Source organism: Brachyspira pulli (assembly GCF_036997785.1).
Lineage (GTDB): Bacteria > Spirochaetota > Brachyspiria > Brachyspirales > Brachyspiraceae > Brachyspira > Brachyspira pulli.
In genome coordinates this window covers 1-16,086 of sequence record NZ_JAWLQI010000027.1, presented here as the reverse complement: position 1 = coordinate 16,086, position 16,086 = coordinate 1, and the positions used below count along the sequence as shown (strand labels likewise).

At 29.3% G+C, this 16,086-nt stretch carries 15 protein-coding genes; 13 read left to right on the top strand and 2 right to left on the bottom strand.

Going from position 1 to position 16,086, the window contains the following annotated elements:
- Nucleotides 1–148: 148 nt before the first annotated feature.
- The 9 genes from R4K56_RS07665 (at nt 149) to R4K56_RS07625 (ending at nt 8,496) form a co-directional block, all read left to right on the top strand.
- On the top strand, nt 149–958 hold the full coding sequence (locus tag R4K56_RS07665) for an OXA-63 family oxacillin-hydrolyzing class D beta-lactamase OXA-1102 (protein ID WP_242934115.1): 810 nt from the start codon (nt 149–151) through the stop codon (nt 956–958).
- 514 nt (nt 959–1,472) lie between these two features.
- Nucleotides 1,473–2,120, top strand: a complete 648-nt coding sequence (gene trmB / locus R4K56_RS07660; RefSeq protein WP_335759282.1) for a tRNA (guanosine(46)-N7)-methyltransferase TrmB — start codon at nt 1,473–1,475, stop codon at nt 2,118–2,120.
- Nucleotides 2,121–2,132: 12 nt separating this feature from the next.
- Nucleotides 2,133–3,137 (top strand): ABC transporter substrate-binding protein, encoded by a 1,005-nt coding sequence (locus tag R4K56_RS07655; RefSeq protein ID WP_335772299.1) that lies wholly within the window; start codon nt 2,133–2,135, stop codon nt 3,135–3,137.
- 138 nt (nt 3,138–3,275) lie between these two features.
- Nucleotides 3,276–3,470 carry a 50S ribosomal protein L32 gene (gene rpmF / locus R4K56_RS07650; protein WP_014489261.1) on the top strand — a complete coding sequence of 65 codons (195 nt, stop codon included), beginning with the start codon at nt 3,276–3,278 and terminating at the stop codon, nt 3,468–3,470.
- Between the two features lie 31 nt (nt 3,471–3,501).
- A complete protein-coding gene (gene plsX, locus R4K56_RS07645; protein ID WP_335772298.1) occupies nt 3,502–4,521 on the top strand; it encodes a phosphate acyltransferase PlsX in 1,020 nt (339 codons plus the stop codon).
- Between the two features lie 54 nt (nt 4,522–4,575).
- Nucleotides 4,576–5,430, top strand: coding sequence for a 3-oxoacyl-ACP synthase III family protein (locus tag R4K56_RS07640; protein WP_297297778.1), 855 nt, complete (start codon nt 4,576–4,578; stop codon nt 5,428–5,430).
- Nucleotides 5,431–5,494: 64 nt separating this feature from the next.
- Nucleotides 5,495–6,802, top strand: coding sequence for an electron transport complex subunit RsxC (gene rsxC, locus R4K56_RS07635; protein WP_335758240.1), 1,308 nt, complete (start codon nt 5,495–5,497; stop codon nt 6,800–6,802).
- Between the two features lie 15 nt (nt 6,803–6,817).
- A complete protein-coding gene (locus tag R4K56_RS07630) occupies nt 6,818–7,921 on the top strand; it encodes an RnfABCDGE type electron transport complex subunit D (protein WP_335772297.1) in 1,104 nt (367 codons plus the stop codon).
- Nucleotides 7,921–8,496, top strand: a complete 576-nt coding sequence (locus tag R4K56_RS07625; protein WP_335772296.1) for an RnfABCDGE type electron transport complex subunit G — start codon at nt 7,921–7,923, stop codon at nt 8,494–8,496. The genes R4K56_RS07630 and R4K56_RS07625 overlap by 1 nt, the downstream gene beginning before the upstream one ends.
- A 497-nt stretch (nt 8,497–8,993) precedes the next feature.
- Here the strand turns inward: R4K56_RS07625 and R4K56_RS07620 are convergent, their stop codons facing one another.
- Nucleotides 8,994–11,414: a tetratricopeptide repeat protein gene (locus R4K56_RS07620; RefSeq protein ID WP_335772295.1), complete on the bottom strand. Its 2,421-nt coding sequence runs from the start codon at nt 11,412–11,414 to the stop codon at nt 8,994–8,996.
- Nucleotides 11,415–11,722: 308 nt separating this feature from the next.
- On the opposite strand from R4K56_RS07620, the gene R4K56_RS07615 reads away from it, so the two are divergent.
- Genes R4K56_RS07615 through R4K56_RS07600 form a run of 4 tightly spaced genes read left to right on the top strand, consistent with a single transcriptional unit; the run spans nt 11,723 to nt 14,311 of the window.
- On the top strand, nt 11,723–11,956 hold the full coding sequence (locus R4K56_RS07615) for a 4Fe-4S dicluster domain-containing protein (protein ID WP_297297789.1): 234 nt from the start codon (nt 11,723–11,725) through the stop codon (nt 11,954–11,956).
- Entirely contained in the window at nt 11,956–13,011 is a 1,056-nt protein-coding gene (gene vorB / locus R4K56_RS07610; RefSeq protein WP_335772294.1) for a 3-methyl-2-oxobutanoate dehydrogenase subunit VorB, read from the top strand. The genes R4K56_RS07615 and vorB overlap by 1 nt, the downstream gene beginning before the upstream one ends.
- Nucleotides 13,008–13,742, top strand: coding sequence for a thiamine pyrophosphate-dependent enzyme (locus tag R4K56_RS07605; protein ID WP_335758235.1), 735 nt, complete (start codon nt 13,008–13,010; stop codon nt 13,740–13,742). Before vorB ends, R4K56_RS07605 begins: the two co-directional genes overlap by 4 nt.
- A gap of 14 nt (nt 13,743–13,756) precedes the next feature.
- Nucleotides 13,757–14,311, top strand: coding sequence for a 2-oxoacid:acceptor oxidoreductase family protein (locus tag R4K56_RS07600; RefSeq protein WP_335768933.1), 555 nt, complete (start codon nt 13,757–13,759; stop codon nt 14,309–14,311).
- Nucleotides 14,312–15,099: 788 nt separating this feature from the next.
- Here the strand turns inward: R4K56_RS07600 and R4K56_RS07595 are convergent.
- On the bottom strand, nt 15,100–15,945 hold the full coding sequence (locus tag R4K56_RS07595) for an Rpn family recombination-promoting nuclease/putative transposase (RefSeq protein ID WP_335769007.1): 846 nt from the start codon (nt 15,943–15,945) through the stop codon (nt 15,100–15,102).
- Between the last annotated feature and the right edge of the window lie 141 nt (nt 15,946–16,086).

The window sequence follows — 16,086 nt, the reverse complement described above, 5'->3', positions numbered from 1 at the left end:
TTAAGGCAATAAAGATAATGCAAATAAAAATTTCAAAAATACACCATAAAGAATAAAGGGCGGGATTTCTAAATAATTTATTAATTTTGACAAACTTATAAATTAAGTATATACTCCGCAAAAAATACATTAAAACAAAGGATTATAAATGTATAAAAAAATTTCTATATTAATATTAATTTTTGTTATTTTAATATCTTGTAAAAATACAGAAAAAACATCAGATGAAACTACATTGATAGATAACATATTCACTAACAGCAATACAGAAGGAACATTAGTTATATACGATTTAAATGAGAATAAATATATAATTCATAACAAAGAAAGAGCTGAACAAAGATTTTATCCTGCCTCAACATTTAAAATTTATAATAGTTTAATAGGCTTATATGAGAAAGCAGTTAAAGATGTAGACGAAGTATTTTATAAATATAATGGTGAAAAAGTTTTCCTTGAATCTTGGGCTAAGGACTCTAATTTAAGATATGCAATTAAAAATTCACAAGTACCAGCATATAAAGAATTAGCAAGAAGAATAGGCCTTGAAAAAATGAAAGAAAACATAGAAAAACTAGATTTTGGTAATAAAAATATAGGTGACTGTGTAGATACTTTTTGGCTTGAGGGCCCTTTGGAAATAAGTGCAATGGAACAAGTTAAATTATTAACTAAATTAGCTCAAAATGAATTGCCATATCCTATAGAAATACAAGAAGCTGTTTCTGATATTACTATACTAGAACAAACAGATAATTATACATTTCATGGAAAAACTGGATTAGCTGATTCCGACAACATGACAACTAACCCTATTGGCTGGTTTGTAGGCTGGCTTGAAGAAAATAATAATATATACGTCTTTGCTTTAAATATTGACAATGTCAATTCTGATGATCTTGAAAAAAGAATAAGCATAGTAAAGGAAAGTTTGAAATCACTAAATTTACTAAAATAAAATATAGTTTCAATTACGCACGGTGAACAAAATTTTATTATTAAATCAATTATCAATACAAATTCATTAAATGATAAAATGCATTAACCGTGCGTTAATTTAAATTTTAAACCTAATAAAAACTTGGGCGGGCGTTAACATTTCTAATTAAGCAATAAAGATAATTTAAATTAAATTTTTACAAACACCTATAAAGAATAAAGGGCGGGATTTCTAAATAAGTTTTTAAATTTTATTTTAACTGCCCACCCTCTTTCTTTAATAATTAAATATGAGTTCTTAGTTTTATTTTTCCTAAATATTTTAAACAGATTTTTTAACACCCACCCAAGATATGTTTAAATTTGTTATCTGCATACCGCACGAATAACTTAATTAAAATATATAATTAAATATAAATACAATTTTAATTATATTTAGAATTTCTTTCACCGTGCGTTAAAAAATATCTATGATGTATTGACATAAATACTAAGTAATATATCATTCAAACAAAATACTAGGAGAATAAATATTGAGAAGTATAAATCTTAGCGACGAAATATTAAAAGAATATCTATTAGATGAATTTAATACAGAAGATAAAACAATAATAAAAGATGAATTATCAAAAAGATTATCAGAATACAATGTAAGAGAATTAGAAATAGGATGCGGAAACGGAAAGTTTATAGTAGAACTTGCTATGAATAATAAAGATAAATATTTTATAGGAATTGAGTATTCATATAAAGCCGCCAAAAAAGCTGTATCAAAAGCATATAAAAGAAATATAAAAAATCTTACTATTATATTCGGTGAAGCTAATAATGTAATAGATGAATATTTAAATGGAAAATATTATTTTGATAAAATATATTTAAACTTCCCAGACCCTTGGCCAAAGAAAAAACATGCCCATAGAAGAATATTCACAAAAGACTTTTTAAATAAAATGTATCCTTTACTTAAAGATGATGGCATATTCTATTCTGTTACTGATGATGATACTTATGCTTTGGAAATAATGAATCCTATTTATAAAGAAGCAAAGAACTTTAAAAATATTTTGGATAATGACTATGTTCATAAATTGGAAGGTTATGGAGTTACTTTGTATGAAGAAAAAATGAGAGCTGTAGGACATAATATATATTTCTTTGCACATAGTAAAAATATATAATTAGGTGATTTTATGAACCCCATTAAATATTTTTTATTGCTGTTGCTACTATTAGTTATATCCTGCAGTGACGAAGAATCTTCAAATAAAACCTTTATCATAAGTCTAATAAAAGAAGAAAATGATAAAAAATTTAATTCATTAGAAAAAGGCTTGCTTGATCAAATATCATTAGATAAATTAAATGTAAAAATAAACTTCTACACTTCTAATGGAGATGATTCTTCAATAATACAAATAGCTAATAATGTAAGAGATGATAATTCCACAATAGCTATAGTTTTGGGAGAAAATGCCACTTTATTATCAATGAATATAATAGTACCACAATCTATAGTATTTGCAGGTTCTTTCAACCATATATCCTTATCATCTATAGAAAAAAATAAGATACAAAATAATAATATCACAGGAGTATATGTAGATTTAGATATAACTGAATATTTAAAAATAATATCAGATAAAGAAATAAAATCTTTAGGATATTTACATACAGGAGAATCCAGAATATCAAGCCATATATCAGAAGATTTACAGAAGTATTGCAGCAATGAAAATATATCCTATTATCCTATGTTAGTAAATGAGACATATACTATTAATGATATAGAAAAAGTTATCACTTCTGCGAAAATAGACTATTTATTCATAGCCAAAGAAAATTATATAGATGACAATATTTATAATATAGACTATGTATGCGACAAATATTCAATACCAATAATAAATACAGATATAGAGAATGCTTTAAACTCGGATATACTATTCTCACTTGACTGTAACTATTACTATTTGGGCAGAAAATTAGCATTATTACTTAAGTATGTTATGGATAATGATGGCAAAACAGATAGCATAGACTTTGTACAAGTTATGGATTCTTATGAAATACTTCTCAATAAAGATACATCTAAAACGTACCAAATCAATTTTAGCGATGAAATAATAGAAAAAAGCTCTATAATAATAAGCAATAGAAATGTAATAAAAAATAATATAGGCGGATTTATGAGATAAGAAATTAATGTTATGTTAATTTTACTTGACAAAATTGATACTTCATAGTATTATATTTAATATTTTATATTGTAAAATAGTGACAGTTATCTAGTTTTGATAAAAGTCTATAATAAATATTTTTTAAGGAGATATAAAATGGCAGTACCAAAGCATAGAAAATCGAAAGCAAAAAAAAGATCAAGACAAGCAGCTAATGATAAAAGATTCTTAGGTTCTTTATCAATTTGCCCACAATGCGGAGCGGAAAGAATGCCGCATAGAATTTGTCCTGAATGTGGTTTCTATAAAGACAGAGTAGTAAAAGCTCCAAAAACACAAAATGCAGGATGATAATAAAAAAATAAATTAATTAGGAAGTACTATGATTTTAGCCATTGATGTAGCCAGTGGAGAGAAGCCTCTCGAAGAATTGGTATCAGGTGCCATTAGTGCATTACCAGAAAACGATAAAATTAATTTAATTTTGGTAGGTAATGAAAAAAGTATAAGTCAAGTCCTATCTAAAAAGAAATATGATCATAATCGTGTAGATATTAGACATACTGATGAGATTATTAGTATGGACGAAAGTCCTGCTAATGCAATAAAACATAAGAAAAATGCTTCTGTTTTATTGGCTGCTCGTTTGGTTAAAGATAAAGAAGCAGATGGTTTCTTTTCTCCAGGTAATACAGGTGCTACTCTGGCAGCAGCACTTACTGAAATAGGACGTTTAAAAGGTGTTATGCGTCCTCCTCTTATATCCACACTTCCTAAATTAGGCGGAGAATTCTGTATGTTGGATATGGGAGCTAATGTGGATTGTACGCCAGATTATATGGCACAATTCGCTGTTATGGGCAGAGTATTCGCCAAAAGATATTTAAAAATAGAAAATCCTAGAGTTGGACTTCTTAATATAGGTGAAGAAGATTCCAAAGGTAATGCTGATACCAAAAAAGTCTTTGAACGCCTTCAAAAAATGAAAAAAATTAATTTCATTGGTAATGTTGAGCCTAATGATATGCTAAAATCTGATGCGGCTGATGTAGTTGTAGCAGACGGATTCGATGGAAATATAGTATTAAAAACTATAGAAGGTACAGCTTCTTTAGTAGTTAATATGCTAAAAACAGAGGTAAAAAAGAATCCTGTTAGCGTTATGGGCGGGCTTATGATGAAACCTGTATTTAACAGCTTAAAATCTCAATTAAGCTCTGATTCTTATGGTTCTGCTATACTATTAGGTTTAAATGGGGGAGCATTTGTAGGTCATGGAAAAACTAGCGGTGTTGGTGTAAAAAATGCTGTGCTTAATATGTATAAGTTCTTAGAAAATAAAGTTAATGAAAAAATAGCTAAAGAACTCTTTGACTCTGGAGCTAAGAGAAGAATATTTTAATTATATCAAAATTAGATAAATAAAAACATTCAATTTTTATAAAGGAATTCTATAATGGTATACATAAAATCTTGTAAAGGCACTTATAAAAATCAAAAAACTAATATGGCAGCTTCAGATTTGGCTATGCTTTCTATCAATGAGGTATTAAAAGATATATCACCAGATAAAATAGATGCTATAATTTGTGCCACTGTTACTAAAGATTATGTTTATCCTTCTACTGCTTGTATATTAGCAGGAAAAATTAAAGCCAGCAATGCTTTTTGTTTTGATATAGAAAGTGATTTCACTGGATTTTTATCTGCTTTGAGATTAGCTTATGCTTTTGTTAAAAGTAATAGATACAAAAACATTTTAGTAGTAGCAACTGAATCTTTCTATATATGTGATGATGAAAATAGATTTGATGATGCTAGTGTTGCCGCACTTGTTACTAATGAACAATCAGATATTCAAATTGATTTTATAGATTCTGTAACTGATGGAAGTGCTTTAGAAAATTGTTATATACCTATGGGCGGAACTGCTAAACCTTATACAAAAGAAGGTGTATTAAATAAAGAACATTTTATCTCTATAAAAAATAGTAATATTTTTGAGGAAGAAGCTAAAAAAGCAGCTTTATATGTAAAAGAAGTATTATCTTCCAATCATATAGAGCCTAATTTTTATATACCTTCCTATTCTAGTAAAGCCGCTTATGATAATTTTGTTGATACATTATCAGTAAGTAAAGATATAGTATATTCAAAAATGGAAAATGCTAATCCTTCTTTAAGTGCTTCTTCTGGTGTAGCATTATCTATGGCTTTAGAAGATGGATTTATAAAGAAAAATAGTAAAGTTGCTGTATGCGGCTATGGAAGCGGTTATACAAAATCTGTAGCTGTGATTTCTATAAATTAAATAAACAATAATTAAATTAATAATAGTGTTTTACATTAATTTGATTAAATGAAGGATTGATAATATGAAGTTGGGTAAATTTCGTTTTGGTGGAGTGCATCCAAATGACAGCAAAGACACTGCTGATATAGCTTCATCAACTCTATCTAACTTGCCTAAAAGCGTTTTAATATCTATGGCACAACATATTGGTGCTCCTGCCAAAATATTAAAAAATAAAGGGGATAAAGTTAATAGAGGTGAACTTATTGGAGAAGCTAGCGGTTATGTTTCTGGTAATGTTTATTCATCTGTAACTGGTACAGTTGCTTCTGTGGAAATAGCTGCTAATCCTCTTGGACGCGGAGCTAATGCTTTACTTATAAATACAGACAGCAGTGCTGATAATTTGGCATATTTTGAACACTCTAATTATATGTCTCTATCTGCTGAAGAAATGTCTAAAAAAATACAGCAGGCTGGAATCGTAGGTATGGGCGGTGCTACTTTCCCTACTAATGTTAAAGTTGATGGTGCTGCTAAGGGCGGATGCGATACATTAGTTATTAATGGTGTTGAATGCGAGCCTTATATCACCAGCGATTACAGACTTATGATAGAATATACCCAAGATTTATTTAAGGGTATTGAAATATTAAGAAAAATTATACCTTCTGTTAAAAGAACTGTTATTGGTATAGAAAATAATAAACCTAAAGCAATTGAAGAAATGACTAAAATAGGAAAAGAGCATAATGTTGAAGTTATGCCTTTAAGACTTCGTTATCCTCAAGGTGCTGAAAAAATGCTTATAGATGCTACTACTGGCAGAGTGGTTCCTGTAAGTAAATTACCTATGGACGTTGGCGTTTTAGTTGTTAATATAGCTACTCTTTATGCTATATATGAAGCGGTTGCTAAAGATAAACCTCTTATAGAAAGACTTGTTACCATTTCCGGTGATGCTATAAAAGAACATAAAAATGTTTGGCTTCCTCTTGGTACTCCTATTTCGCATGTTGTTGAGGAATGCGGCGGAATTACTGCTGAAAATGTACTTATACTTGCAGGCGGTCCTATGATGGGAGCAAGCGTACCTAATTTAGAACAATGTGTTAATAAAGGTACTAACTCTTTACTTTTCTTAGATAAAGATAAAATGCCTAAAGAAATAGAATATCCATGTATTAAATGCGGAAGATGTGCTAATGCATGTCCGCTTAGATTATCTCCTACCGAGATTGCTCATACTGCTAAAGCTAAAGTTAAAGATAAATTGAATGATTTAGATATAGCAACCTGTTTTGAATGCGGCTGCTGTTCTTATGTTTGTCCTTCTAAAATTCCTTTGACTCAGTGGATTAGATTTGGTAAAGATTTGTTAAGAAGATGATTTAAGGAGATAATTATGAAATTTTATACAGAATCGTCTCCACATATAAAAGCTGGAGATACTACCAATAAAATAATGCTAAGAGTTATTATAGCTCTTTTGCCTGCTATTATATATAGTATAGTATTATTCGGGGCTAAAGTTATAGTTCTATATTTAACTGCTATTATCACTTGTATACTTTCTACTGTAATAGTTAAAAAAGTAAGAAAAAGACCTTTACTTCCTGATTATGCTGTTATAGTTACTGCTGTGCTTCTTGTTATGACATTGCCTCCATCTGCTACTGTTACTATGGTGGTAATTGGAAGTGTTATAGCTATAGTATTTGCTAAAGAAGTATTCGGCGGTTTAGGTTCTAACATATTCAACCCAGCTTTAGTTGGAAGAGCTTTCTTACAAGTTGCTTTCCCTGCTCAAATGACTATGTATCCTGCTCCTGTGAGAGTTCCTTTCCTAGATTTATTTGCTCCAGGACTTCATAATTTAGTAAATACTGTTACTGGCGGTACTCAGTCTATAGACATGATGAATGCTTTGACTCAGTCTACTCCTTTAACTTTCATGAAATTCACATACAATGCTAATTTAAGTACATCTTTAATAGAACAAATAAAATTTGAAGCTCATTATTATCTTCAAATGTTATTAGGAAGTACAGGCGGTGCTATAGGTGAAACTTCTTTCCTATTGCTTTTAATAGGAGGTATATACTTACTTGCTACTAAAACTATAGATTGGAGAGTACCTTTAGGAATGTTTATATCTTTATTCTTAGTAACTCTTATATTATGGTTATCTATGCCTGGAAAAATTGCTTCTCCTATATATCATGTATTGGCAGGCGGTTTTGGTTTAGGTGCTTTCTTTATGGCTACTGATATGGTTACTTCTCCTTCAAGTCATTTAGGTGCTTGGATATATGCTCTTTTAATAGGTACTGTACTTGCTATATTAAGAACTTTTGGTTCTTCTCCGGAATATATGATGTATTCTATACTTATAGGTAATATGTTTATGCCTTTAATTGCTATGCTTACTCGTCCTTTGCCTTTCGGTAAAAAAGAGCTGCTTGCTATAAATAAAGCTAATCTCCAAAAAGAAGGAGGAAATAAATAATGAAAAAAGAAGTTGGTTATTCTGCTGTTATTTCTGTTACTCTTACAGCATTGCTTGCAGGCTTTTTACTTTCATTTGTATATTCTTCTTTTGAAAAGGATATTCTTGCAAACAATGAAAAAACTGTATTAAATGGTGTTAAAGCTGTTATTGATGGTGCTGATGAATTAGAAGGGCCTTTAACTGAAAATTCTTCATATCTATATTATATAGGCAAAAAATCTGACGGTACTGTGGTTGGTTATGCTATACTTTCTTCTGCCGGCGGATACAATGGGGAAAATAAAGTACTTGTTGGTTTCGATGCTAATGTAGAAAGTATTACTGCAATAGTTGTTACTGAGCAGGCTGAAACTCCAGGACTTGGTGCTAAAATTACTGAGCCTAGCTTTAGAGATCAATTTAAAGGACAGAGTTCTATAGTTCCTTTATCTGTTGTTAAGGGTATTAAACCAGAGGAAGCACAAGAAGCACAAATAGCTGCTATAAGCGGTGCTACAATATCTTCTGCTTCTGTTGTTAATGCTGTTAATAGTGCTAAAGATGAGGCTGTTAATTTATTTAAAACTGAATAATTAAGTTACACACATTTTCATATACGGGCTTATAAGATGTTTTCATTTTATAAGCCTTTTTTATTTATACAACGCACGGTAAAATCGCCAAATAATATAATTTCAATTCATTTTATTTACCCTACCCTATTTTACAAACTTCATTAAACGTGCGGTAAATACATACCAAACCTAAAACCAATTTGGGTGGGTGTTAAATTTTTCTATTTATACAATAAAGAAATAAAAACTACAATTCACAAATTAAAATAAAAAATATAGAGGGTGGGTTTTTAAAATAAACTTTAAAGAATTACTAAGACTGCCCACCCTTTATACTTATAGCTTGATTTAAATTATTTATTTTAATTATATTTAAAGCCAATAATAAAAAAGCATGCCCCACCCAAGCGGAGATTAGATTTTTTAATTTAAACACCGCACGGTTTATCTGTTTTGATATATAGAAAAATTTGAATTCTAAATTAATTTATATTTTTTATTTCGTTTACCGTGCGTTAATTAAAACCTATATTGTTTCTATTACAAAACTCTACAGCTGTTTTTATATTCTCTTTTGCAAGTGAAGTAATACATTTTAATATAAGCTTCTTATCTTCTTTATTTGCAAACTTATAAGCTTTTTCAAAATTTTTATAAGCCTGTTCATTTAACTTATCAAAAATATTATTCATCTTGTCAAACTGTATATCAATATAAGCCAAACTATTATGAGCTAATGCATGTTTATTATTTAGTTCTATACACTTATTGAAATATGATAAAGCTTCATTATAATATTTAATTGCTTTTTCTTTATCATTAGTAAATAAATATATATTAGCTAACTTTGTAACAGTATACCCAATACTGTCATATACTGAAGCAGTTGTTAAACTATCATCTATATTTAATTCCAAACCTTTATTATAATAAATTAAAGCATCAGATATTAATTCTATAGCCTTAGAAATATTTCCTTTTCTAAATTCATTATTAGACTGTTTTGTTTTAGAAAATCCTATACCATTATAAGCAGTTAAATAATTAGGATCTATTTCTAACGCTTTTTTATAATCTTCCAAAGCCTCATCATAAAGCTGAATACCAACTTTACTCAAACCTCTATTATAATATGCCTCAATAGATGAAGGCTCCTTTTCAATAACTTTATCATAACATTTAATAGATTCTTCAAGATTATTCAATGAATCATAACATATAGCTATATTAAAATAAGCATCAACGCTATCATTATCAATTTCTATTACTCTATTAAAATCTTCTATAGCTTCATTATATAAATCAAGCTCCATTTCTGATAATGCTCTGTTATAATAAGATTCTATATGCTGATTATCAATATCTATAACTTTAGTATAATATTTAACAGCCTTTTCATAATCTTCTATTGCCTCATAACATAAAGCAGAATTATAATAAGCATATATATTTTCATCATCAATTTCTATTACCTTATTAAAATCTCTAAGAGCCAAATCATAATCATTCATTCTATAATAAGTAAGACCTCTTTCATTATAGGCATTAATATAATAATCATCTAATTCTATTGCTTTAGTGAAATACTCTATAGCCTCATCATATTCATTCAAGTAGAAATTAGTAAGACCTCTGAAATAATAAAACTCACTATCGCAATTATGCAATTCTATAGCTTTATCAAAATCTTCTAAAGCCTCTCTATATAATTGCATTTTTCCTTTAAGCAAGGCTCTGTTATTGTATAAATAAGCATCATTTTTTTCTAACTCTATAGCTTTGTTATAATCTTCTAATGCCTCATCATACATTTTAAGCTCATTCTTTATAAGACCTCTATTATTATATGAATAAACATCATTTGGATTTAATTCTATAGTTTTACTATAATCTTTGATAGCATCTTCATACAAATCCAATGCTTCTTCAGCTAATGCTCTATTATAGTAGGCGTAAAATATATTTTCATCTATTTCTATTATATTTGTATAATATTTTATTGAATCTTTATAATTTCCTAGCTTGTATTCAAGAAGCCCCATATCATTATAAATGTTTACTGTGTTTTCAGTACCTAATTCTAAAGCCTTCTTATAATCATTCATAGCTTCCTGATACAATTCCAAATTATTTTTTGCAAGCCCTCTAAAATAGTATGCATTTGAAAAAGTAGAATCTAATTTTATGGAAGTATCAAAGTCTTTTACAGCTTCTTCATATAAGCCTAAATAAAACTCGCTTAACCCTTTAGAATAATACGCCTCATTATCATCTTCTCTAAGCTCTATAAGTTTATTGAAATCAGATAAAGCTTCCTCATACATTTTTAAATAACACTTTGAATGTCCTCTATAATAATATATATCATCAATTTCTGCTTCCCCAGATTTTTCCAACAAAGATAAAGACAAGTCAAAATGCTTTATAGCTTCCTCATAGTTTGATAAATAAAAATATCCAAGTCCCACATAATACATTGCCTCATAATCATCTTCATTAAACTCTAATACCTTTTTAAAATCTTCGATACCTTCCTCATATCTTCTCAAATATGATTTTGAATGTCCTCTATTGTAATATGCATCTGATTTGTCAGGAGATAATTCAATAACTTTATCAAAATCTTTTATGGCTTCTTCATAATTTCTCATATTATATTTTGATATAGCTCTATTATAGTAAGCATCTACTAAAATATTATGAGTGCTGTTTATATCCTCATCATTAACATTTATTCCTTCTTCCTCATCTTCATTATCATACGATGAATCACTATATATAATAAATTCCCCATCAGAGTATGCTATAATATCTTTATTGTAAATATTTATAATTTCGTCTAAATACTCAATAGCCTTTTCATAATCTTTATTTACAAAAGCCTCATGTCCTAAATCAAATAATCTTTCAATATTCTTTTTATCATCATTATTCATATTATAGTCTCTCATAAAATTATTAATTATTTTTTATTATATATAAAAATTACAATAATTACTATATGTAAGATAAATTTTGTAATTAAAGAACAAAAAAAATTACTTTAATTAATAATTTTAGATAGTTATTACTATATATAATAGTTAGTATTATTCATTGAAGTTTTTATATTTTCACTTTATATATTAAAAATATAATTTAATTTGTCTAAATTTTGACAAAGCGTTTTTTTTAAATATAATATTATTATATTAGTATATATTTTTAATATACTAAAAAAATCAATAAATATAGAGGAGGAAATATGGCTAAAGGTAGAGTTACTATTGATAGTGAGCAATGCAAAGGCTGCTCTAATTGTATATCTGTTTGCCCTACTAAGATATTATACTTAGATAAAGAAAATATGAATTCTTGGGGATATTATCCTGCTGCAGTTACTGATATGGAAAAATGTGTAGGCTGTGCTAATTGTGCTATGATGTGTCCTGATATATGTATAAAAGTAGAAAGACTGGATAAAGAGGAGGATAAATAATGGCTAGAACATTAATGAAAGGAAACGAAGCTATGGCTACTGCTGCCATTGCTGCTGGATGCAAATGTTTTTTTGGTTACCCTATAACACCGCAAAATGAAATACCGGAATTCATGTCTAAAGCTATGTATGAATCCGGCGGAGCTTTTGTGCAGGCAGAAAGCGAAATAGCCGCTATTAATATGGTTTACGGTGCTGGCGGTGCTGGTGTCAGAGCTATGACTTCTTCTTCTTCACCTGGAATAGCATTGAAACAGGAAGGCATATCATATCTTGCCGGTGCTGAAGTACCTGCTGTTATACTTAATGTTATGAGAGGCGGTCCAGGACTTGGAAGTATACAGCCTGCTCAAAGCGATTATAATATGATGACTAGAGGCGGAGGCGACGGAGATTATAATTGTCCTATATTAGCTCCTGCCAATTTACAAGAAGCTGCTGATATGATAATGGAAGCCTTCGATTTAGCTGATCATTATAGAACTCCTGTTTATGTTGCTGCTGACGGTTTTATCGGTCAAATGATGGAGCCTGTAGAAATAATATATAAACCTAAATATGAATTAAAAGAGAAAACTTGGGCTACTAATGGAACTAGAGGAAAAAGAGAAAAAAACATAGTAAACTCTCTTTATTTAGAGCCTGAATTATTATACAAACATAATATACATCTTCAAGAAAAATATGCAGAAATAAAAGAGAAAGAAGCCAGAGCTGAAAAATATAAGGCAGATGATGCTGAACTTTTATTTGTGTCTTATGGCACTATGTCAAGAGTAGTAAGAGGAGTAGTTGATAAACTTAGAGAAGAAGGCAAAAAGGTAGGTATGATTCGTCCTCAAACATTATGGCCTTTCCCTGTAAAAGCATTCGATAATCCTAATTGCAAAATGTATGTAAGTATAGAAATGAGTATGGGACAGATGGTAGATGATATAAAATTGGCATGTGAATGTAAGGTTCCTGTTAAATTCTATGGTAAAGCTGGAGGATTAGTTCCTACTTCTTATGAGATAATAGATAATGTTAGAGGTTTTGCTGGAGGTATTATATGATAGTATTTGAAAAGTCAAAAGGATTAACTAATGATAGGACACATTATTGTCCTGGCTGTATGCATGGAACATCACAAAGAATAATAGCTGAATGTTTAGAAGAACTTAATGTACTTGATAGAACTGTAGGAATAGCTTCTGTAGGTTGTTCTGTACTAGCTTATAAATATTTTAATTGTGATATGCAGCAGGCAGCACATGGCAGAGCCCCTGCACTTGCTACTGGAGTAAAAAGAGCTGTTCCAGATTCAGTAGTATTTACACTTCAAGGCGATGGAGATTTAGCCGCTATTGGTACTGCTGAAATAGTACATGCTGCAGCACGCGGAGAAAATATCACTGTTATTTTCTTGAACAATGCTATTTATGGTATGACAGGCGGACAAATGGCGCCTACTACTTTGGAAGGACAGAAAACAACTACAACTCAAGCTGGAAGAGATTTCCATAGAGCTGGTAAACCTATAAGAGTATGTGAAATGCTTGCTACTTTGGAAGGAGCTACTTTTGTTGAGAGAGTTGCTTTAGATAGCCCTGCTAATATAAGAAAAGCTAAAGTGGCTGTTAAAAAGGCTTTTGAAAATCAAATAGCAGGAAAAGGATTCTCTATAGTAGAAATGCTTACAAGCTGTACTACTAACTGGGGTATATCTCCAACAGAATCACATAAATGGATAAGAGAATATATGATTCCTCATTATCCTCTTGGCAATTTTAGAAATGACGGTTAATTTAAGGAGGAAATATGAGTACAAATAGAATAATTTTTGCTGGTTTCGGCGGTCAAGGTGTTATGTCTATGGGACAGATGATTGCTTATGCTGGTATGATAGAAGATAAACATGTTACTTGGTGTCCTTCTTATGGCCCTGAAATGAGAGGCGGTACAGCTAACTGTTCCGTTGTTGTAAGCGATGAACTTGTAGGCTCCCCTCTTATATCACATGATGCTACTGCTGCTGTTATTATGAATCTTCCTTCTCTTACTAAATTTGAAAAAGATGTTTTGCCTAACGGCATACTATTAATCAATTCATCTTTAATAGAAAAGAAAGCTTCAAGAAATGATATAAAAGTGGCTTATGTTGAAGCAAATAAAATTGCCGGCGATATAGGTAATCCAAAATCCGCTAATATGGTAATGCTTGGTGCTTTGCTTACACTTCATAACATAGTATCATTTGACAGTGTTCAGCAGGCATTTTTGAAAGTATTCGGAGAACGCAAGAAAGAATTTTTACCATCTAATGAGAAAGCTTTGAATGCTGGACGTGATGCTGTTAAAAATTTAGTATCTTAATAGAAAAAAGTATTTAATAAATAAAAAAGTTTGAGCCTCTGTACTCGTAAGAGTGCAGAGTTTCTTGAGCGAAAACTTTTTTATATATAAATAAAAAAGGCATTAAATGCTGGAAGAGATGCTGTTAAAAATTTAGTATCTTAATAGAAAAAGTATTTAATAAATAAAAAAGTTTGAGCCTCTGTACTCGTAAGAGTACAGAGTTCTTTTGGCGAAAACTTTTTTATATATGAATAAAAGCCTGCTATTTGAAAAATGGCAGGCTCTTTTTAACGAGTAATTTTTTATATATAAATAAAGGTTTTTTAGCGAAAACTTTTTATATATAAATAAAAAAAGCTTTGAATGCTGGAAGAGATACTGTTAAAAATTTAGTTTCCTGATTTATATATACCTAGACAACTATATTTTGTCAATTTTAGTTTTTCAATTTTATTGTTTGTGGTGGCTTTGCCCCCACACCCCCACTTCTTTTGCGACCGAAGGAAGTGCCTGTGGTATTGCCACAAAGAAGCAAAAAGGCTATATTTTAGTTTAAATTAATAATCTATCTTACATGTAAAACAATTTTAGTATGATTTAATACTAATTTTATACTTGCACTTTTTGTAACTTTGACGAAGTCCGCAGAGCGTGTGCGGTGGGAAAAAGTTGAATAAAAAATTGACAAACTTAAAAAATTTTCAGCATATACTAAAAATAAATCTATAAAAAGGCATACATATATAAATGCTTGAAAAAAATAGTAAGATATTACAAAAATACATATAAATAAATTTACTAGATGCTCACAAATTTTTTATTTCTTCTATACTTAGTCCCGTATTATCACTGATTATTTTTAAATCTATACCTGTTTTTTTTAAATTTCTAGCTATAGATATTTGCTGTTCTTTTTTCCCTTCTTCCCTGCCTAATCTTCTTTCTTCTTCAAGCATTATCTGATTACCATATAAATATGCTTGTCTTTTATCATACTCATTCATCATTAATCTATCTTTTATAAAATTATTATATTTTTTTTGCACTTCTTCCATTATAGTCTTTTCCTTAACTAACTCAGACATAATTGCCTCCTTGTCATCTTTATCTTTCATAGTAAAAAACTTTAACCAACAGTTTAAATCTGGCTTTAATAAATCATATTTAAACTTTTTTAATTCTAGTATATGTATCTGCAAATGGTCTGTTAACAATTTCTTATTATTTGTTTCATAAAGCATATAACAAGAGTGAATATTCTCTGTAGCATCTAAATTAAAATCTAACATATTAATGCTTATTACTGGAGTTAAAGCATCATACTTTTCACCATGCCTTAATAACTTACTATAATTTGATGCCCAATAATATAATATTCTTTCTGGAAATCTTGAATTGCCTTGTAATTGTATTTCTATAATGACTACAGCACCATTTTGAGTTATACACTTTACATCAACAATAGTTTCTTTATCTTCATTATTTGCTTTATAATTAAAAGGTGTCAAAATCTCTACTGAACGAAAAATTTTCATGCCAGAATCAAGCATCGTAGAATTTATAAAATCCAATAATAAAGCATTACTATCAGAAGATGCAAATAAATATCTAACAAAATAATCATTCAAAACATTAATATTTTTATTACTCATAATATCATTATACAATTTATTTCCTTTATTACAAATGAAAAAGCTTTCCATATTATAAAATATAGGTTCTTTTAACAAGTAGTTTTTAATATAACAATAATACAAACTTTTTTCACAGCTTCATTGAAGTTGCATTCATAT

Bases quoted from the DNA above. Each gene is read 5' to 3' on its own strand.
- R4K56_RS07665 (WP_242934115.1), top strand. From the start codon at position 149: ATGTATAAAAAAATTTCTATATTAATATTAATTTTTGTTATTTTAATA.
- R4K56_RS07655 (WP_335772299.1), top strand. From the start codon at position 2,133: ATGAACCCCATTAAATATTTTTTATTGCTGTTGCTACTATTAGTTATA.
- rpmF (WP_014489261.1), top strand. From the start codon at position 3,276: ATGGCAGTACCAAAGCATAGAAAATCGAAAGCAAAAAAAAGATCAAGA.
- plsX (WP_335772298.1), top strand. From the start codon at position 3,502: ATGATTTTAGCCATTGATGTAGCCAGTGGAGAGAAGCCTCTCGAAGAA.
- R4K56_RS07640 (WP_297297778.1), top strand. From the start codon at position 4,576: ATGGTATACATAAAATCTTGTAAAGGCACTTATAAAAATCAAAAAACT.
- rsxC (WP_335758240.1), top strand. From the start codon at position 5,495: ATGAAGTTGGGTAAATTTCGTTTTGGTGGAGTGCATCCAAATGACAGC.
- R4K56_RS07630 (WP_335772297.1), top strand. From the start codon at position 6,818: ATGAAATTTTATACAGAATCGTCTCCACATATAAAAGCTGGAGATACT.
- R4K56_RS07625 (WP_335772296.1), top strand. From the start codon at position 7,921: ATGAAAAAAGAAGTTGGTTATTCTGCTGTTATTTCTGTTACTCTTACA.
- R4K56_RS07620 (WP_335772295.1), bottom strand. From the start codon at position 11,414: ATGAATAATGATGATAAAAAGAATATTGAAAGATTATTTGATTTAGGA.
- R4K56_RS07615 (WP_297297789.1), top strand. From the start codon at position 11,723: ATGGCTAAAGGTAGAGTTACTATTGATAGTGAGCAATGCAAAGGCTGC.
- vorB (WP_335772294.1), top strand. From the start codon at position 11,956: ATGGCTAGAACATTAATGAAAGGAAACGAAGCTATGGCTACTGCTGCC.
- R4K56_RS07605 (WP_335758235.1), top strand. From the start codon at position 13,008: ATGATAGTATTTGAAAAGTCAAAAGGATTAACTAATGATAGGACACAT.
- R4K56_RS07600 (WP_335768933.1), top strand. From the start codon at position 13,757: ATGAGTACAAATAGAATAATTTTTGCTGGTTTCGGCGGTCAAGGTGTT.
- R4K56_RS07595 (WP_335769007.1), bottom strand. From the start codon at position 15,945: ATGAGTAATAAAAATATTAATGTTTTGAATGATTATTTTGTTAGATAT.